Source organism: Marinomonas polaris DSM 16579 (assembly GCF_900129155.1).
In the GTDB taxonomy this organism is placed as follows: Bacteria; Pseudomonadota; Gammaproteobacteria; order Pseudomonadales; family Marinomonadaceae; genus Marinomonas; species Marinomonas polaris.
Genome location: NZ_FQVF01000013.1, coordinates 49965 through 69085, shown reverse-complemented (window position 1 = coordinate 69085; position 19121 = coordinate 49965). Strand labels below are relative to the sequence as shown.

At 41.6% G+C, this 19121-nt stretch carries 18 protein-coding genes; 7 read left to right on the top strand and 11 right to left on the bottom strand.

What is annotated here, in order from left to right; genetic code table 11:
• Window positions 1-3: 3 nt before the first annotated feature.
• The 3 genes from BUA59_RS14450 to BUA59_RS14440 all read left to right on the top strand — a co-directional run bounded on the left by BUA59_RS14450 (window position 4) and on the right by BUA59_RS14440 (window position 2540).
• Window positions 4-1059 (top strand): sugar phosphate isomerase/epimerase family protein, encoded by a 1056-nt coding sequence (locus tag BUA59_RS14450; RefSeq protein ID WP_072840397.1) that lies wholly within the window; start codon window positions 4-6, stop codon window positions 1057-1059.
• Between the two features lie 4 nt (window positions 1060-1063).
• Complete coding sequence (locus BUA59_RS14445) at window positions 1064-2200, top strand: Gfo/Idh/MocA family protein (RefSeq protein WP_072840396.1); 1137 nt, start codon at window positions 1064-1066, stop codon at window positions 2198-2200.
• A gap of 118 nt (window positions 2201-2318) precedes the next feature.
• A complete protein-coding gene (locus BUA59_RS14440; RefSeq protein WP_072840395.1) occupies window positions 2319-2540 on the top strand; it encodes a VF530 family protein in 222 nt (73 codons plus the stop codon).
• Here the strand turns inward: BUA59_RS14440 and BUA59_RS14435 are convergent.
• The 3 genes from BUA59_RS14435 to BUA59_RS14425 all read right to left on the bottom strand — a co-directional run bounded on the left by BUA59_RS14435 (window position 2537) and on the right by BUA59_RS14425 (window position 5206).
• The gene (locus BUA59_RS14435) at window positions 2537-3535 is read right to left on the bottom strand and encodes a GGDEF domain-containing protein (RefSeq protein ID WP_084122456.1); all 999 of its coding nucleotides are present in this window, start codon (window positions 3533-3535) and stop codon (window positions 2537-2539) included. The genes BUA59_RS14440 and BUA59_RS14435 overlap by 4 nt on opposite strands.
• A 59-nt stretch (window positions 3536-3594) precedes the next feature.
• Complete coding sequence (locus BUA59_RS14430; RefSeq protein ID WP_245813160.1) at window positions 3595-4647, bottom strand: GGDEF domain-containing protein; 1053 nt, start codon at window positions 4645-4647, stop codon at window positions 3595-3597.
• An 82-nt stretch (window positions 4648-4729) separates the two neighbouring features.
• Window positions 4730-5206 (bottom strand): LabA-like NYN domain-containing protein, encoded by a 477-nt coding sequence (locus BUA59_RS14425; RefSeq protein WP_072840393.1) that lies wholly within the window; start codon window positions 5204-5206, stop codon window positions 4730-4732.
• A gap of 167 nt (window positions 5207-5373) precedes the next feature.
• Between BUA59_RS14425 and BUA59_RS14420 the strand changes: the two genes are divergently transcribed.
• Window positions 5374-5751, top strand: a complete 378-nt coding sequence (locus BUA59_RS14420) for a DUF4870 family protein (protein ID WP_072840392.1) — start codon at window positions 5374-5376, stop codon at window positions 5749-5751.
• A gap of 79 nt (window positions 5752-5830) precedes the next feature.
• Here the strand turns inward: BUA59_RS14420 and BUA59_RS14415 are convergent, their stop codons facing one another.
• Window positions 5831-6766, bottom strand: a complete 936-nt coding sequence (locus BUA59_RS14415) for a hypothetical protein (RefSeq protein WP_072840391.1) — start codon at window positions 6764-6766, stop codon at window positions 5831-5833.
• A 119-nt stretch (window positions 6767-6885) separates the two neighbouring features.
• On the opposite strand from BUA59_RS14415, the gene BUA59_RS14410 reads away from it, so the two are divergent.
• Both BUA59_RS14410 and BUA59_RS14405 read left to right on the top strand, forming a co-directional pair.
• Entirely contained in the window at window positions 6886-8292 is a 1407-nt protein-coding gene (locus tag BUA59_RS14410) for an amidohydrolase (protein WP_072840390.1), read from the top strand.
• Between the two features lie 307 nt (window positions 8293-8599).
• Complete coding sequence (locus BUA59_RS14405; RefSeq protein WP_245813159.1) at window positions 8600-9883, top strand: ribonuclease J; 1284 nt, start codon at window positions 8600-8602, stop codon at window positions 9881-9883.
• A gap of 31 nt (window positions 9884-9914) precedes the next feature.
• On the opposite strand, the gene epmB is transcribed toward BUA59_RS14405, so the two are convergent.
• Window positions 9915-10967, bottom strand: coding sequence for an EF-P beta-lysylation protein EpmB (gene epmB / locus BUA59_RS14400; RefSeq protein ID WP_072840389.1), 1053 nt, complete (start codon window positions 10965-10967; stop codon window positions 9915-9917).
• A gap of 187 nt (window positions 10968-11154) precedes the next feature.
• Here epmB and efp point away from each other — a divergent pair, with 187 nt between their 5' ends.
• Window positions 11155-11730, top strand: a complete 576-nt coding sequence (efp, locus tag BUA59_RS14395) for an elongation factor P (protein WP_072840388.1) — start codon at window positions 11155-11157, stop codon at window positions 11728-11730.
• Window positions 11731-11852: 122 nt separating this feature from the next.
• Here efp and uxaC read toward each other — a convergent pair whose 3' ends face one another.
• The 6 genes from uxaC to BUA59_RS14365 all read right to left on the bottom strand — a co-directional run bounded on the left by uxaC (window position 11853) and on the right by BUA59_RS14365 (window position 19099).
• Window positions 11853-13265, bottom strand: a complete 1413-nt coding sequence (uxaC, locus tag BUA59_RS14390) for a glucuronate isomerase (RefSeq protein ID WP_072840387.1) — start codon at window positions 13263-13265, stop codon at window positions 11853-11855.
• A 9-nt stretch (window positions 13266-13274) separates the two neighbouring features.
• Window positions 13275-14738 carry a mannitol dehydrogenase family protein gene (locus BUA59_RS14385; RefSeq protein WP_072840386.1) on the bottom strand — a complete coding sequence of 488 codons (1464 nt, stop codon included), beginning with the start codon at window positions 14736-14738 and terminating at the stop codon, window positions 13275-13277.
• Between the two features lie 59 nt (window positions 14739-14797).
• Window positions 14798-16012, bottom strand: a complete 1215-nt coding sequence (manD, locus tag BUA59_RS14380) for a D-mannonate dehydratase ManD (protein ID WP_072840385.1) — start codon at window positions 16010-16012, stop codon at window positions 14798-14800.
• Between the two features lie 130 nt (window positions 16013-16142).
• The gene (locus BUA59_RS14375) at window positions 16143-17456 is read right to left on the bottom strand and encodes a TRAP transporter large permease (RefSeq protein ID WP_217653741.1); all 1314 of its coding nucleotides are present in this window, start codon (window positions 17454-17456) and stop codon (window positions 16143-16145) included.
• Window positions 17449-18099 carry a TRAP transporter small permease gene (locus tag BUA59_RS14370; RefSeq protein ID WP_072840384.1) on the bottom strand — a complete coding sequence of 217 codons (651 nt, stop codon included), beginning with the start codon at window positions 18097-18099 and terminating at the stop codon, window positions 17449-17451. The genes BUA59_RS14375 and BUA59_RS14370 overlap by 8 nt, the downstream gene beginning before the upstream one ends.
• 31 nt (window positions 18100-18130) lie before the next feature.
• Window positions 18131-19099 carry a C4-dicarboxylate TRAP transporter substrate-binding protein gene (locus BUA59_RS14365; protein WP_072840383.1) on the bottom strand — a complete coding sequence of 323 codons (969 nt, stop codon included), beginning with the start codon at window positions 19097-19099 and terminating at the stop codon, window positions 18131-18133.
• Between the last annotated feature and the right edge of the window lie 22 nt (window positions 19100-19121).

The following is a 19121-nucleotide window of genomic DNA, read 5'->3' as shown; positions in this document are numbered from 1 at the left end:
ATTATGAAGACGATACAAGGACCAGCGATTTTCCTTGCCCAGTTTGTGGGCGATGAAGCACCTTTCAATAGTTTCGACGGGATTTGTGGTTGGGTTGCCTCATTGGGTTACAAAGGCGTGCAAGTTCCCACTTGGGATAAGCGCTTGATGGATCTCGAGCGCGCCGCAAATAGCCAAGACTATTGTGACGAGCTAATTGCTACGGCGGCAAAGCATGGCGTGGTGATATCGGAATTATCCACGCATTTACAAGGTCAGCTGGTGGCGGTTCATCCAGCCTATGATGAGGCGTTTGATGGCTTTGCCGATCCGAGCGTAAGAGGTAATCCGGATGCTCGCCAAGCGTGGGCAGTGGAACAATTGAAAATGGCCGCCAAGGCGTCAAAACGTCTTGGTCTAAATGCTCATGCGACCTTTTCCGGCGCATTAGCATGGCCGTATTTTTACCCTTGGCCACAGCGCCCAGCGGGCTTAGTTGAAGAAGCGTTTTCAGAGCTGGGCAGACGTTGGAAGCCTATTCTAGAGGCATTTGATGAGGCTGGCGTGGATCTTTGTTATGAAATTCATCCCGGTGAAGACCTTCATGACGGCGTGACCTTTGAGCGCTTTCTTGATGAAGTTGATCATCATCAACGGGCGAACATTCTTTATGATCCGAGCCACTTCGTGTTACAGCATTTGGACTATCTGGCCTTTATCGATCACTACCATGACCGCATCAAGATGTTCCATGTGAAAGACGCGGAACTGAATTTGAATGGTAAATGTGGTGTTTATGGTGGTTTCCAAAATTGGGTAGATCGTCCTGGGCGTTTTCGTTCTATCGGCGATGGACAGGTGGATTTTAAAGGCATTTTCTCCAAGCTCACCGCCTATGATTTTGCAGGCTGGGCGGTATTGGAATGGGAATGTTGTTTGAAACACCCTGAAGATGGGGCTCGCGAGGGCGCGCAACATATTCAAGACTTTATTATCCGAGTGACCGATAAAGCCTTTGATGATTTTGCTGACAGTGGTGTCGATGCGCAAGCGAATCGTCGTATGTTGGGGTTGGAGTAATATTATGGCTGAAGCAAGCAAACGCCGTTTGCGTCTTGGTATGGTAGGTGGTGGCGAAGGTGCTTTTATAGGTGAAGTGCATCGTTTTGCCGCTCGCCTTGATGACCACTATGAATTGGTGGCTGGGGCGTTATCGAGCCAATCAGATAAAGCAGAACGTTCAGCACAAGCGCTTGGAATTACTCGATCCTATGTGGATTTTGAAGAAATGGCGCGTCAGGAAAGTGAGCGTGAAGATGGTATTGACGTGGTGTCCATAGTGACACCCAACCATCTGCATGCACCTGTGGCGATGGCGTTTCTTAAAAGAGGTATTCATGTCATTTGCGATAAGCCGCTGACCGCGACTTTGGCAGAAGCCAAAGCGCTTTATCAAGTGGCAGAAGCAAGCCAAGCACAGTTTTTGTTAACGCATAATTATTCCGCTTATCCTATGGTGCGCGAAGCGCGTGCCATGGTGAAAGAGGGTAAGTTGGGTGAAATTCGTTCTATACAAGTGGAATACGTGCAGGATTGGTTAACACAGTCGTTAGAGCAAACCGGCAACAAACAAGCGGTTTGGCGTTCGGACCCTGCTCAAGCTGGTTTGGCAGGCTGTGTTGGTGACATCGGCAGTCATGCTTATCAATTGGCGTGTTTTGTAGGTAATACTCAGGGTAAAGAAGTTTTGGCGGATTTATCCAGCTGGGTTGAAGGGCGAGCTTTGGACGATGACGCGAATATTCTGTTGCGCTATGAAAACGGAGCTAAAGGTCATTTGTGGGCGAGCCAAGTGGCTCCTGGCAATGAGAATGCCTTGTCGTTGCGGATTTATGGCGATAAAGCCGGCATCGAGTGGCATCAGGAATCACCTAATGAGCTGATTTATTCTGTGTTAGGTGAACCAAGCCAACGCCTTCGTCGAGGCAATAGCTATTTGAGCGAGGCGGCCACATTGGTTTCTCGTATTCCGTCTGGTCATCCTGAAGGTTATTTAGAGGCGTTTGCGAATTTGTATCGTGAGTTTGCCGAGCAGCTGCTTACATCAACACCGAATCCTAATTTACCAACATTGGCAACGGGGTTACATGGAATGCGATTTATCACAGCTACCGTTTATTCGAGCCAAAATAATGGCCTTTGGGTTCCATTAACTGATTAGTTATTAGAAGCGAGACCAGCACGAAGCTGGAATTAGCCGCAATATCTTTAAGCGGCTTTTTCCGGCTTGCTGTATACTCTCGGCTAAATAGCTAATTGAGTTATAGGAATAAACAGACATGGTCGGAACACAAGTTAATAACCCTTTGCATGGTGTGAAACTAGAGAAGGTTGTCACGGATCTGGTGGAGCATTACGGTTGGGAGGAGTTGTCGATTCGTATCAATATTAATTGTTTCAAAAGCGATCCTTCAGTGAAGTCCAGTTTGAAGTTTTTGCGTAAAACCCCTTGGGCCAGAGAAAAGGTTGAAGCGTTATTTTTGGAAACTTTTAGCAGCTAAGCGCAGACTCTATTCCGGCCCTCACGTTTTGCTTGGTAGAGTTTTTGATCTGCTGCGCGAAGGAAATCGGTGAATTCATGCTCCGGCCGTAATGAGCTAATACCAATACTCACAGTTAGTTTGATTGGTTCGTTATGGCTAAAGAATATTCCTAGTTCTATTGCCTTTCTGACTTTTTCTGCTTGCCTACAAGCCTCTTCATCACTGATATTTTTTAATAGAATGATGAATTCTTCTCCGCCTAAGCGGTATATCTCTTTTGTCTGAATGGATTGCGTCAGGGTATCAGCAACCTTTATAAGTACTGAGTCACCAATATCGTGACCGTATTTATCATTGATATTTTTGAAGTGGTCAATATCAATAATAAGCATGTGCATGTTTTCAAAATTTTTGTGGAAAGCTCGAAAGTCGGCTTTTAGAGCATGACGATTTTGTAGGTCTGTTAAGTCGTCTTGTAATGCAAGTGAGTGGAGGAGTTCGCTGGTTTTTTGACGTTGTACTTCGTAGACATGGCACACAAGCCAAATAGAGCAATAAACCAAAGTAAAGTTGAATATCGTTCTATAAGGCATAAATATATTCGTGTCGGTACGAAAAAATATAACCGTTGCTGTAGATAGCACGATAACCGCACTAAAAATAAAGCCTTTTCTTAAGCCAAACAAACTGTAATACCAAAAAGGTAAAGCAAGGCCCCAATAGGTTGCTCCTGCTACCAGCTCCATAACGGCAATAGAAAGTAGAATACTTAAGGTTAATGAAGTTAGTAAGGTGTAGCTATGCCAAGGTTGGTACAGGCCTTTTGACGATTTATAAAAGCAATAACCGCTAAATACTGCGACGGTGATCTGCACGGCTCCAATGCCAAATTTTTGCATAACCATCATGTTTAGTAAAAAATAGACGCAGTTCAATACGCAAATTAACGCGCTTAGCCATTTGTGGAATTCCTCAGGTGACACGGAGGAATGTGGGTAACGTCGTGTACTCATTGATGATTCACTTAAGAGCCATGGAAGTAGTAAATAATAGTCAGTTATAAGGTGTGCTCTTAAACCGCCTCGGTAACACTCATCGATCCATAATGTACTAAGTTGCGTCCTTCATTTTTCGCAGTGTAAAGGTTTTTATCAGCGACGCGTAAAAACTCTCTGAATGATTGCCCTTTGTTGAGCTGTGCTATGCCAATGCTCACGGTGATTTTGATGTTTTGTTGGTGAGTTCTAAAAATAGAGTTTTCTACTGTTTTGCGAATAGTTTCCGCAAAATCAAATGCTTGAGTTTGGGTGTAATCATTTAAGACAATAAGAAACTCTTCTCCGCCAATACGATATACATGATCATTGTTTATACAATAGTGTAGTAGTTCAGTCATTTCAATTAGTACTGAATCGCCAACATCATGCCCAAATTCATCATTGACGCTTTTAAAGTGGTCAATATCTATAATCAGCAGGCGGGTTTCTTCTTGCTCTTTTTCCTGAAAAGGGTCTACCGCTGCTTTATTGAAGTGATCAAAAAAAAGTCTTAACGCGTGACGATTTTGCGCACCTGTTAGTGGGTCTTGGAAGGCCATTTTTTCTAGGAGTAGGCTGCTTTTTGCATATTGAGTTTCATATAAATAGCAAATGGCGTAGGACAAAAAGTAGGCTAATACGAAGTTAAGAACAGATCGATAGGGGATGAAATTCTCTGTATCGGATTTAATGAATAAAATAGCAAGAGCAGGTATGGACAAGAGAATAGTATAGAAGAGTCCAAGTTTTGGACCTGCAAGTAGGCAATATAGCGGTGGTAAGACAAGAAACCAGTAAATAGAGCCTGCTCTTAGATCTGCAAAATAAAAAGCATAAATGACAGCAGCTGTGATTGAGAAAGTTAGCATGTAGGTATGCCATTTTTTTGCTTTTTCTAGCTGAGCCGCTCTAAAAAAATACAAATTTATTAGGCCAAAAATAGCATCAATAATGCCAATGGTAATTTGGTTTAAGATGACGACATTAAGAAAGCAGTAAAAGATCATGATTACACCCGTGACTAGGCTCAGCCACTTATGCAGGGTGTCTCTTGTTTCCAATAATAAGAAGTTTGTTTGAGTCGTCATTTCGTCACTTTCTGTATATAAAATAATCAGTAAGGATTCTTAAGGGGACATATTCTCTCTTAAAAATATAGACTAGTTTGATCTATTTAAGTAACAATTTGTTACCGATGGCGGTAAAAGAATCGGCAGCATTGATTAATGACTGTGCAGTTAAGGATTCAACGCCATAGACTTCTACTTTAGTTTGGTATTTTTCCCTGAGTGTTTTAGCGAGAATATCGAAGTCGCCATCGCCAGAAAGCAAAACAAGGACATCGCTATCTTTACCATGCTCTATGCCATCGATAGCAATACCCACATCCCAGTCGCCTTTTGCTGAGCCATCCGAGCGTTGAATGAAGGGTTTCAATTTCACTTCAAAGCCAATCGCTCGTAGGATATTTTGAAACTGTCGTTGTTTCTCATCGCCTCTGTCTATGGCGTAAGCGATGGCCTTTACGACATTTCGACCTTCAGTCGCTTGTTGCCAAAAAGTGTTGTAGTCGAAAGAGCGTCCAAACGCTTGTCTCGTGGTGTAATAGACATTTTGAACATCGACTAAAATCGTCACATTTGTCATGGTATTCCTAGGCAGTATGAGTGAAAAACAGAGTGGGGAAAGAACACGTTACAAGTATTCGTATTGAAAAGAAATCATAAAACTGGATAAGAAGAGGGCGATAATTTTAAAAGCATCCCCATTATGCTTATTAGACAAATTTTTATTGGATAACGGAGTGTTTATATATGTCCGGATTTGAACCAGATAACCGTCTTAGACCGTTAACGCCACGAGAGGAAAACGCAAAAAGTAATGTGGTGATTGCCTATGTTTTTATGTTGTTAGGCATATTCACGGGTGTCTTTTGGTTTATCGGTGCCATTTGGGCCATGGTAAAAGCAGATGAGGCCCGTGGCACTTTTTTTGAAGATCACTACGCTAATATTATTGGTACTTTTTGGTGGGGGATCTTTTGGAGCGTGATTGGCGTGATACTGACGTTATTTTTTATCGGCTATATTTTGTTGTTTTGTGTTTGGATTTGGTCGATTTTTAGGATGGTGAAAGGTATTGCCAGAGCAACTTCTAATCAGTCTTATCGGGAAATGTTTAATCCTTTTTAGATTTTTGATGGTTTTTACAGCCCATGCGTGGAGACACTTGGGCTGTAAAATAGAGTCTTGTTAATATAGTAGCGCCTTGCTAATTGTTCAGTAACGTCATTTTACTGTCTTTATAAAGAGTACCTTTGTTTGCCATTAACACTAGCTCTTTTAGACTGAGAGCCGAAGAAGGTTGCATAGTTAGGCTCAGTTTTTCAGGCTGCATTAAAAACGTTAATAATGTATCGGCAACGTGTTTCGCTTCTTCCGAATCTGCTGACGCAAGCCCCAATGCTTGGCTTGCGTATCTCAGACCGTTCGACTGATTTCCTGGTGAATCTCGCAAAACAGCCGATTGAGGAAACAGATGAGTGATTAATCCTGATTCTTCGTATTTCACCTCTAAAGAATGCAGTTCAATGGCGTCACCATAGATGATGGGTAGCGCTTCGGGCTGGCCTAATGCAAACGATGCGAGTACGTCAGAACGTAGATCAGACATGATGATGCCATGATCCAATACGTTGATTTTAGAAGACAGATCTAGCTTGCCAATATCCTTTATGTCTAGTTTGAATTGAGACGAGACTTTTTCACCCTCAACCTTGGAAGTAAAAGAGCCTTTACCAAGTAAGGTTTCAATTCCACCTGCACGCATTAGGTTTCGTGTATCACGGGATAAGCTGCCGATTGGGCTTTCTTGTATCCAAAATTCTACATCTAAATCAGGGTATTTGATTGGGTAGCTATTAAACGAAATTCTAGCGAAGCGTAGCCAAGGTGCATTTTCAGTACCAAAGCTGACATTTTCCAGAGAGGGCGTCAGAGTGAATGGATCAAGGTGAATGCTTTCATAATGGACAAAAGGTGCTAAACCAGATTGATTAAGCTGTTCTTGAATTTTGTCTTCGGCGTATTGCGTCCCAAAGCGCTGTACAAGATAGAGTACCAAAATAGCCAAACAGGATAATAAAATGAAGTAGGTTAAGGCTTTGCCAAGACCACTTTGAAGCTTGGTGACGATGTTATGATTCAATTTCTAATCCTAAATTTTGAACATGCTTCTGTGTTGGAATAAAACATGCAGGTATTATTAAGTAACGTCGCCGTTAAAAAGCGACCTATTTGGAACATTATCTAATAAAGGACAATCGAATGCAGTTTAAAAAAAGTGTCTTATTGGCAGTATTAGCAACGACAACATTTTCAGCGCCATTATGGAGTGCTGAGTCTGTTGATTTGTTAATCAAAGACGCTACCGTTTTGACTATGGATAACAGTAAAACGCTATATCACCATGGTGTTGTTGCGATTAAAGGAAATAAAATTTTCGCTGTAGGTGATGCGTCATTAGCCGCTCAATTTGACGCGAAAAAAGTATTGGATGTGCAAGGCGATATCGTAATGCCAGGCTTAATAAATACTCATACCCACGTATCTATGACGGTTTTACGTTCTTTAGCAGATGATGTGCCAGACCGTTTGCATCGTTATATTTTCCCTCTTGAAAACAAGCTAATTACCCGTGATATGGTGCGTATTGGCGCTAATCTTGGCAATGTCGAGATGTTGCGTGGCGGTGTTACTACCTACGCCGATATGTATTATTTTGAAGATGAAGTCGCTAAAACGGTTGATCAAATCGGCATGCGTGCTGTGCTTGGTGAGACTGTGATTAAATTTCCGGTCGCAGACGCTAAAAACGCCGAAGAAGGTATTAACTACGCGTTAAGATTCATTGAAGAATACAAAGACCATCCACGCATTACACCAGCGTTCGCGCCTCATGCTCCTTATACAAACACCACTGAAGTGTTGCAGCGAGTAGCTGAATTATCCAAAGAGAAAAACGTGCCGGTGCTGATCCATTTAGCCGAATCTCACACCGAGCAAGAAAAAATTGCCGAGCGAGCTGACGGTAAAAGCCCTGTTCAATATATGCATGATATTGGTGCTTTGAATGATCATTTAGTTGGCGCTCATATGATTCTAGTAGACGATCATGATATTGAGCTTGTTAAAGAAAGTGGCATGGGCGTGGCGCATAACATGAGCGCAAATATCAAGTCGGCGAAAGGTGTTTCGCCTGCTCTAAAAATGTATGACGAAGGTGTTCGGATTGGTCTAGGGACAGATGGTCCAATGTCTGGCAATAATCTAAGTACTATTGCTGAATTTGGGCAGGTTGCTAAGGTCCATAAATTGGTTAATCAAGATCGTGCGGCTATGCCACCGATTAAAGTCATTGATATGGCAACCATGGGTGCAGCAAAAGCGCTGCATATGGAAGATCGTGTTGGTTCATTAGAAGTTGGAAAATTAGCAGATATTATCGTCGTGGATACCAAGGCTCCGCATATGGTACCTATGTATAATCCTTACTCTGCCTTGGTTTATTCTGCTTATCCTAGCGATGTTCGACACAGTATAGTTGACGGCAAAATCCTTATGGAAGACAAGAAAATACTCACCGTAGATGAAGCCGCGATTATTAAAGAAGCCGTGGAATACACTCAAATTGTGCGTGATACTGTGATAGCGAATGGTGACGAAGTTCTATAGATACCTTTGCACGACTGCTGCTAGTCTTCGATCATGACGTCGTGCACAGCTCTTTACTACTTCATCGTTATTGTTTTTTAGCTCGAGAAAAACCTCTTTTTATCTCAAAAATAGAAAGAGGTTTTTTATTTTGGGTTTCTTTTATCCGATCGTTACGAGCACGCTGGGATATTCACGAAAAATGCGTACCATAGAGAGAATTGACTAATATCCAGTCTGTATTTACAAGGAGTGCGTTATTTCATCATTGATTCCCTCGCAAGACGACTTATGGTTTTTGCCTTTAGGCGGCACCGGCGAGATCGGCATGAACATGAACCTATATGGCCATGACGGGCAATGGTTGATGGTCGATTGCGGTGTTTCCTTTAACGAGCCATTGACGCCGGATGACCTGCGTACCTCCGAAATCGTTTGTGCTGATCCGAGTTTTATTACTGAACAAAAAGAACGTTTAGCCGGCATCGTCATTACTCATGCCCATGAAGACCATGTGGGTGCTTTGCCTTTTTTGTGGCGACGTTTCAAATGTCCGGTTTACACTACGGCTTTTACTGCAGAAGTGTTGCGTCGTAAGTTGGTTCAAGTGGGTTTGACCGACCAAGTGCCGATTATAGAAGTGAAAGAAAACGAAACCAAAAAGATTGGCGTGTTTAATGTCAAATGGTTGGGATTGACTCACTCTGTTCCAGAGCCTTATGCGATGACCATAGACACGCCTGCAGGACGTATCTTTCATACAGGTGATTGGAAAATCGATAAAAAGCCCATTCTGGGTGACGCGTTTTCTCCATCAGCGTTTAAGGCGTTAGCCAAAGAAAATATTCTCGCCATGGTGTGCGATTCAACGAACGCGCTAAAAGATGGTTTCTCGCCATCTGAAAGTGATTGTTATCAGGGCTTATTAAAAACCATAGAAGCAGAAAAAAAACGAGTTGTGGTGGGCTGTTTCAGCAGTAACGTCGCGCGTTTAGTGGCATTGGGATTAGTCGCAAAAGAAACCGGTCGTTATCTTGCTTTGATCGGAAGATCGCTGACAAACATGGTTAGTGCTGCACGAGCTACAGGTCATTGGCCGGATGATTTACCGATTATCGACGCTACGCATCTCGGCTATTTACCAAGAGAAGAAGTATTGGCGGTGGTCACAGGAAGCCAAGGGGAACCAAGGGCAACCTTGAACCGATTGGCTGCCGATAATTGCTTTGACTTGAGTCTTGAAGCAGACGATTTGGTGATTTTTAGTTCCATGCGCATTCCCGGCAATGAGCAGGCCATAGACAGATTAGCCGAGCAATTTAAAGGTCGGAAAATCCGCACCTTGCAAGCTCATGAAACCGACTTAACCATTCATGTGAGCGGTCACCCTTGCCGAGAAGAACTCAAGCAGCTCTATACTTGGGTACAACCGCAATTGGCGATTCCCGTTCATGGCGAGCCGAAACATTTGGATGCTAACGCTGACGTGGCGAAACTCAGCCATGTGCCGGATCAATTGATCGGTCGAAATGGCGACTTATACCAGCTAGCACCGAACGTTAGTATTCGACGCCAGCAAGTAAAAGTCGGTCGAATTGCGTTGCTCAGGTAACGCTAAATAAAACGAATGACAAGGCGAGAAGCTACTTATCGAGTTCATTGAAAATCGGTGCAAACACGCTTTTTGCAGGCTTGCCGGGGATTTCCTTGGCGAGCCTTGGGACTAAATAACCTGGCAATTCCGCAGCCACTTTTCCCATCAAGCGTTGCGCGTCTTCGATTGAGATATCAAAATGTGCCGCGCCCTCTACCGGATCTAGCGTGAACATGTAGTAAGGCAAAATCCCAGCATCAAACACGGCTTCGCTCAAATTGACTTGAGCTTCTACCGAATCGTTGACGCCTTTTAATAGAACACCTTGGTTGAGCAAGGTGACGCCCGTTCTTTTCAGCTTATAGGCTGCCTGAGCGAGCTCTTCGTCCATTTCATTGGCATGATTAATATGCCACACCATCACAATGTCGAGGCGACTTGCCTTGATCCACGCTAGCATCTCATCGCAAACTCGATCTGGAATCACCACGGGCAAGCGTGAGTGAATGCGTAGGCGTTTTATTTGTGGCAACGCATCAAGCTTGCGGACTTTGTCAGCGAGCAAAGCGTCTTTCATCATCAAGGGGTCGCCACCGCTTAAGATCACTTCGTTGATTTCTGGATGGGCTTTTAAATAGTCGATTACCGAGTCCCACTCCGCTTGCGCTAGTTGATTGTCACCGTAAGGAAAATGACGACGGAAACAGTAACGGCAATTTACTGCGCAAGTGCCAGTGGTAATAACCAATAAACGGCGCTTGTATTTATGCACTATGGCTTTTTGTGGATTGTGATCGGCTTCTTCTAGCGGGTCTTTTGTATAACCTACGACTTTTTGCATCTCTGCGATGCTGGGTAAGACTTGCAGTAGTAGCGGATCATTAGGGTTGCCATATTCGATGCGAGACAAATAAGGGCGCGGCACCAGTAATTTGAAGCTCTGATGCGCTTCTATGCCTTGTTGAGCAAGACTTTTTGGCAAGCCTAAGCGCTCAACCAATTCAGGTAAGGAGGTTAGGGCCTGTGACAGGTGCTGCGACCAGCTTAAATTGTTCTTTGTTTGAATAGGGATCACGTCAAATATCTGCAAAATTGTGTTCATTTGGGTTATGATTGCGCCAACTTATTTTGGCCTACTCGGCCAGTGGCTCTCAGAGATCTTTGCAAACGCTCTTTTTACTTGTCTATTTAGCGGTTCTTAATGGCATAAAAAGAAGTTTGCAGAGATCTTGGGACTGACATGATACGCCAGTCAGAGCCTTTTCTCTAAAAATATACTGTGAGGATGTATGGCTAATATTTCTACCAGCGAAATGCGCAGCGGTTCTAAAGTAATGGTCGACGGCGATCCATGTGCGATTATCGATAACGAACACGTTAAACCAGGTAAAGGCCAAGCCTTTAACCGCATCAAGCTGCGTAACCTAAAAACTGGTCGTGTTTGGGAGCGTACTTTTAAATCTGGTGATACGCTAGAAACAGCTGACGTAATGGACACCGATATGGAGTACTTGTACACCGACGGCGAGTTCTGGCACTTCATGGCTGTAGATGGTTCTTTTGAACAACACGCAGCAGATGAAACAGCAGTAGGCGACACGATTAAGTGGCTGAAAGAGCAAGAAAAATACGTTGTAACTCTATACAACGGTGCGCCATTGGCGGTTGCTGCTCCTAACTTCATCGAACTGGAAGTAAAAGAAACGGATCCAGGTGTAAAAGGCGATACGGCTAACGGCGGTTCTAAGCCTGCTTTCTTGGTAACTGGTGCTATGGTTCGTGTACCACTGTTTATCAACATCGGTGAAGTTCTTCGTGTTGATACTCGTACTGGCGACTACGTTTCTCGCGCAACAGGAAAGTAACACTATAGCAATTTTTTGCTGAATTAAATAAAACCTCCAATGCAGTGCATTGGAGGTTTTTTATTTTTAATTGTTTTAAGTTAATTGCTTTGTTTCTTTAAAAAATTATTTTGCACTTCGGTTTATTTATTACTTATAAAATAGCGTTGTGCATTATAAAAACAAATATCTTTGATAATAGGAACTAGCAAATCATCCCTGTTTGGTACTTCTCCTTGCTCAACCCATTCGCCCAACATATTGCATAAAATTCGTCTGAAATACTCATGACGAGTAAAAGACAGAATACTTCGAGAATCCGTCAACATACCGATAAATTGACTGAGTAAACCCAGCTGAGAAAGCTGCTGGAGTTGTCTTTCCATACCGTCTTTTTGATCGTTAAACCACCAACCAGAACCGAACTGAATTTTACCGGCAATGCCACCACCCTGAAAATTTCCAGCCATGGTTGCCAGCATTTCGTTATCTCTTGGGTTTAAGCAATAGAGTACTGTTTTGGGTAACTCATCCGTCATATCCATCGCATTCAGCAAAGATGACAATTCCTTTGCATAACTAGTATCAGCGATAGAGTCATAACCTGTATTTGGCCCAATGGTGACCAGCATACGGCTATTGTTGTCTCTTAACGCGCCCAGATGTAATTGCATTACCCAGCCTAATCGGGTGTATTGACGCCCTAACCAGACTAAAACAGCGGTAGTGAATTGGGCGATTTGATCTTCGGTTAATGGCTTTTGCTTCATAGCCAATTGTAAAATGTCATCAAGCTTAGTAAGTGTTGGGATCTCGGCATAACGCAATATTTCAATGCCATGATCCGCTGTACAACAACCATGTTCGTTAAAGTGATCTAGGCGTAAGTTTAATGCAGCAAGCAAATCTTCAAAGCGAACTATATCAATGCCTGTGACATTTTCCAGCGCTTGCATATATTCCGAGAAGCCTTCATTTTCTATTTTAAAAGCTCTATCAGGTCGCCAACTTGGCAAAACAGCTACAGAAAAGCTGTCATCCTTGGCAATCATGGCGTGATATTCTAAGGAGTCTATGGGGTCGTCAGTGGTACCAACCATATGAACATTCATTTGTTGTAAAATACCGCGACTGGAATATTCAGGCTGTGAGAGTTTTTCATTACAGTGAGCCCAAATACTATCCGCAGTTTCAGGTTCAAGCTGAATATCATTAATACCGAAAGGACGGCGTAATTCTAAATGCGTCCAATGATACAGTGGGTTGCCTAAACATTTCGGTACAGTGCTTGCCCATGCCTGAAATTTTTCATAATCTGACCTAGTTCCAGTAATGTATGACTCATCAATACCCGCGGCACGCATCCCCCGCCATTTGTAATGGTCACCTTGCAGCCAAGCTTCAGCCAAGTTGTTATATTGTCGATTTTCCGCAATATCTTTAGCACTTAAATGGCTGTGATAATCAAAAATTGGTAAGTCTTTGGCGTAATCATGATACAGCCGATAGGCAGTTGGGTTCGTCAATAAAAAATCATCACCCATAAATTCTTTCATAACTGTCTCCTATAGCTCTGCAACAGAATGTTTTGCGCCTTTCAGCAACAGTGTTTGGTAAGCCATTTCAATAGAATTTATAAATACTTCGCTCTTGATTAAGTCTTTAGCAAAAATCTCATCGACTAAAACCAACGCTTTGACAACGGAAACATTAGGCCCGTGTTTATCACAAATAGATTTTAAAGTAGCTGCTAGTGGGTCACGAACATCAATTGCTTCACCTTGTTTATCCACACCTGATACATAGCGCATCCAACCCGCTACGGCTAAAGCTAAATGTGTAAAATCAGATCCGTTCTTTAGATGATATCGAATGGAGTTCAATAATCGCGGAGGCAACTTTTGACTTCCGTCCATGGCAATCTGCCAAGTACGATGCTTTATATTGGTATTGCAATAACGATCAATTAGCGAAGCAGCATATACCTCTAAATCAGTACCTTTCGGCATCGTTAATGTCGGAGCTTGCTCATTTAGCATGAGTGCTAATGCTGCTTTTTTAAAGGCAGGATCCGCCATGGCATCAGCGATATATTCGTAGCCTGCTAGGTAACCTAAATAAGCCAGAAATGAATGACTGCCATTCAACATTCTAAGCTTCATTTCTTCAAACGGAATTACGTCATTCACAAACTCTGCACCAACCAAGTTCCAATCAGGGCGTCCTGCAACGAAGTTATCTTCAATAACCCATTGACGAAATGCTTCACAAACCACGCCACATGGGTCACTAACACCTAATAACTTTGTTATTTCATCTAAGGAATCTTCTGTTACAGCAGGAACGATTCTGTCTACCATGGTACAAGGAAAAGTCACGTTTTTTTGAATCCAATCTGCGAGAGAGGTATCAAGTAAACGGGCAAAACCCACTACCGTATCACGAGTGACATGTCCATTCTCTTGCAAATTATCACAAGACATCACGGTAAAAGCGGGTAGGCCTTTATCACGCCGAACTCTTAATGCTTGAACCAGATAACCGATAACTGAATTAGGCGCTGTTGGTGATTGCAGGTCGTGTTGGATAAGAGGATGCAAAGAATTTAATTGGCCAGTATTAGTGTCGCAACAATAGCCTTTTTCCGTGATAGTTAATGAAACAATTGCTATCTGTGGCTCTGCCATTTTATCTATGATTGCTTGTTTACCATCAATATCTGGATGCATTGATTCACGTACACAACCTATGACTTTAATCACAGGTCCAATTGCGTTTTTTTCAACGACGGAATACAAATGATCCTGTTGTTGCAACTGTTCGAGCAGCGGCTTACCACTATATAAACTGACTTCGCAAATGCCCCAGTCACTATTAAATTGATTAGCCAATTCATCCGTGTAAACACCTTGGTGCGCACGGTGAAAGGCTCCAAAACCAAAATGCACTATCTTGGTAGTTAGGCGATTACGATCATAGGCAGGCACAATAACTTGCTGTGGTAGCGCTGTTGTTGCATTAGTTCTCATTATATCTCTTTAACTTAACTGTGAGGTTGACCGTCAAGAACCACTCTTGATGAATATTATTACCAATTGCAAAGCGTGCCATCTTCAAGTCGAGCTATTGGTAAACTGGCTGGTTGATAGGGATATTTTTTAGCTTCCACTTCATTAAACTCTATGCCTAACCCAGGTTTATCACTTGGGTGCATATAGCCATTTTCAAATCGCCAATTTGTATTGAATACCGATAACATTTTTTCTGAGTATCCCATAAACTCTTGAACACCAAAGTTTGGTACCCACATATCCAAATGCAAACCTGCAGCCATGCCAATTGGAGATATATCTGAAGGACCATGAGCACCTGTTTTAACTTGATACATAGCGGCAAAGTCAGCAATACGGCGCATATGTGTGATACCACCAGCATGAGTCACCGTAGATCTAATATAATCTATAAGTTGTTCTTCAATCAGTTGCTTGCAATCCCAAATGCTGTTGAACACTTCGCCTACAGCAATAGGGGTTGTGGTATGTTGGCGAATTAAACGAAATGCTTCTTGGTTTTCTGCAGGTGTTGGATCTTCCATCCAGAAAAGGCTGTATTCTTCAATGCTCTTTCCTAAACGTCCGGCTTCAATAGGGGTTAATCTATGGTGGACGTCATGTAGAACATGATCATCAAAACCAAATTTATTACGAATAGCATCGAACATTTTTGGCGCGAAATTCAAATATTTTTCTGATGACCAAGACTCAACATTAGGTCTTATTCCTTTTGCTGCTGGCTCATAAGCCTCGCCTTGATTTTTACTGATACCATAACTGCGCTCAATTCCTGGGACTTTGCTTTGTACTCGAATCGCTTTAAATCCCATTTCTTTGTGTTTTGCGTAATCGTCTAGTAGGTCATTAATGCTGTGTCCGGTAGCATGGCAATAAACCATCACACCTTCACGAGAAGCGCCACCAAGTAAATCGTAAACAGGCAATCCCGCTACTTTTCCTTTTATATCCCATAGTGCCATATCAATTGCCGCAATAGCTGTCATGGTAACTGGTCCACGTCTCCAGTAAGCCCCTTTATAAAAAGTCTGCCAGATATCTTCAATTCGAGAAGGATCTAAATCGATTAACTGCGGACATAAGTGATCTTCTAAATAAGAGGCTACTGATAGCTCTCGTCCATTTAGTGTGGCGTCACCAATGCCTACAAACCCTTCACTGGTTGTGATTTTTAAGGTGACAAAATTTCGATCTGGACAGGTTACAAAAACCTCTGCCTTAACAATTTTCATTATTGGCCTCAGTAAAATAAATATTAAATTAGATCAATGTTTAAGGGATAGACTGAAAGTTTGTATATAAAATTTCAGTCTATTTTTTAATTTTTAAAAGGTTATCAGCATCAAAGAGTGAAATAACCTTTTAGTCATAAACAGCATTAGGGAGAAATAAAACGAGATCTGGGAAAATGGTTAGTAGAGCTAATAAAATAAAAATCGCGATCAGAAATGGAACAGACTCTTTTATATAATCTTTGGTAGGACAATCTAATATTGAACATGCTGTAAACATAGCTACTCCAACAGGAGGTGTCATTCCTCCAAGAGTCACAATTGTCATCATCAAAATACCAAAATGAACAGGGTCCACTCCAACACTTTGAACTATTGGCAAAAATATTGGAGTAAGAAGCAAAACATTAACAGTTGCTTCCATAAACATACCTATAAGAGCCAAGAAAAGGAGAATGCTAATTAGTAGGAAATACTTTTCTGTAGATATTCCTAAAATACCTTGTGATAATGTTTGCGGTACTTGGTTATCAACAATGATGAAGCCAAAAATACTTGAAAAAGAAATAATCAGCATGATAACTGCGTTATCTATCACCGTTTGTTTTAGTACTTCGACAATTTTATTCCAAGTTAACTCTTTATAAACAAAAAGACCGATAAACATGGCATAAAAAACAGCGAAAGATCCCGCTTCTGAAGGCGTAAATATACCGAATCTTATTGTTACAATTAATAAGACTGGAAACAGAATAGCCCAAAAACACTGAAGGAAAGTTGAAATAATTTTTTTAGCCGGCGCTGCTTTTTTCTGGCTTGCAGCGTATCCACGTTTTTTTGCAATGATACTGACGGTATACATTAAAAATATCGTCATCAGTATACCCGGAATGATTCCAGCTAAAAATAGACGACCTATAGATACTCCTCCCACATAACCATATAGGATCAAGCCAATACTAGGAGGAATAGTTGCAGTAATAAGACCACTCAAGCCAATCGATGCAGCTGCAAAACCTTTTGAATAATTGGCCTTGAGCATAGAAGGACCAAGAATCTTAGATTGCATTCCCACATCAGCAACCGCAGATCCACTCACACCACCCATGATGGCGCTTAGTAGCACTGTGACGTGACCTAAGCCACCGGCTAAGTGTGCAGTAATAGTTGAGCAAAATACGATAAGCCGTTGAGTAATGCCTGCAGCATTCATTAGATTACCAGCAAAGACAAAAAATGGAACAGCAAGCAATGCAGGGTTTTGAGAGGCGACTACCATTTTTTGTATAGGTATTATAAAAGATGAGCTTCCATCTGCTAAAAAAAACAGCACACTTGAAATACCTATTGCAAAGGCTAGTGGCATTCTTAGTACAAGGAATACAGTAAAACTTATTACTAAAATTGTCATAGGAGAGATTGAAAAAATTATAGATTCAAACATTTTTCAAGCTCCAGTTTTTAATAAATAAAATAAACGTTGTTCGAATCATTAATATGCATCCGATTGGGACAGATGCGATAAGGTAAGAGTAGCTAATATTTTCTGCTGTATGGCTAAAATCTATAGTAATCAATAAATAGGCGGTTATAAGAATAATGCCAGAAATAATTGCTAGATAGATTTTCTTGTTTTTTTGGTCGCTTTTAAAATAATCAAATGCAACACAAAAAATTAAAAATGTAGAAAACCCAATTGCTAGTGAAAAATCACTTACCATAATAGAATCAAACTCTCTTCTACTTTTTTGAGTTAAAAACCAACCGTAATAAGTAATGAATGACAAGAATGCCACAATAAGAATTGACCAGAGTTGCGCTATTCGTTTACGCCATAATATGGGTAGTCGCTCTTCAAAAAACTCTACGCCAATGTGACGTCCTACGTTCATTGCTACGTCACTGCCCAGAAAAATAACCCAAGCGAATAATATTTTACTCAAATCTCCCATCCAAGCTTGAGGCACTCCTACTAAGCGTAGAAGTGCCGCAAAGAAGACTAGGAAGACAATTAAAAATAGAGATAGGTACGCTAAGTTACCTTCCCATTTCATCATTTTAAGGTGAATTATAGCTAAATACTTCATTGACCCTAACCTTCTTTATAGCCAGATAAATTTACTTCAATGCGTCTTGAAGTTCTTTATATTCTTTTTCATACCCTAACTTTTTAAATACAGTTTTGGCACGAGCTATAAAAGGTGTTTTATCTACAGGAATAAATTTGACGTTATAGTCTTCTTCCATAGTTCGCTTATAGTCAGCGATATTTTTATTTGTTATGTCAGAAGCATAGGCTCCAGCTTTGGAGGATTCTTCAAGTAGAATTTTTTGATATTCTTTTGGCAAAGAGCTAAACCATTCTTCACCTGCAACTAATGCAGTCATTAACTGAAAGTGTTCTGTTTCGGCAACATACTTAATTGTTTCTTGCAAACTTGCGGCAATAGTCGCGGGTAATTGGGCTTCAAAGCCATCAACAACTCCTTGTTGCATAGCTGGATATGTTTCGGCCCAAGGTAAAGCAGTTGGTGTAGCTCCTAATGCACTAATAGATTCAGACCAAACAGCAGAACCTGGAGTACGAATCAACATGCCGTTTAGATCTTCAGGTTTATTGACAGGTTTATTTGTCATGAAACTACGACTTCCTTGGAACCAGTTGAAGGACAATACGTGCAGACCTTCTTTTTCTAGTTTCTTCTCCCAAGACTTGAACAAATCGGTTTCAACAATTTTTTTCATTTCATCGTAATCTTTAGCAGCATAAGCCACTCCGATAACGCCAATTTCCTTTGAAAAAACACTTAAACGACCGCTATCTGTAATAGCTGCAACATTTTGTCCAAACATCGCCATTTCTTGAACCCCTTCAACAGAGCCAAGTTGACCACTTGGGAATATTTCGACCTTTAAGTGCCCATCGGTACGTTTTTCAACATTTGTCTTTAAATACTGAGCCCCTGCAAACATAGGATCTTTTTCGCCAACAGACATCGACACTTTTAATGTGTAGTCATTGGCCATAGCTGCCATGGGAATAGCGGCAATTAAGAAAGGGGCTAGTATTTTTGCTTTGATATTCATATTTTTACCTTTTTTGTTTTTT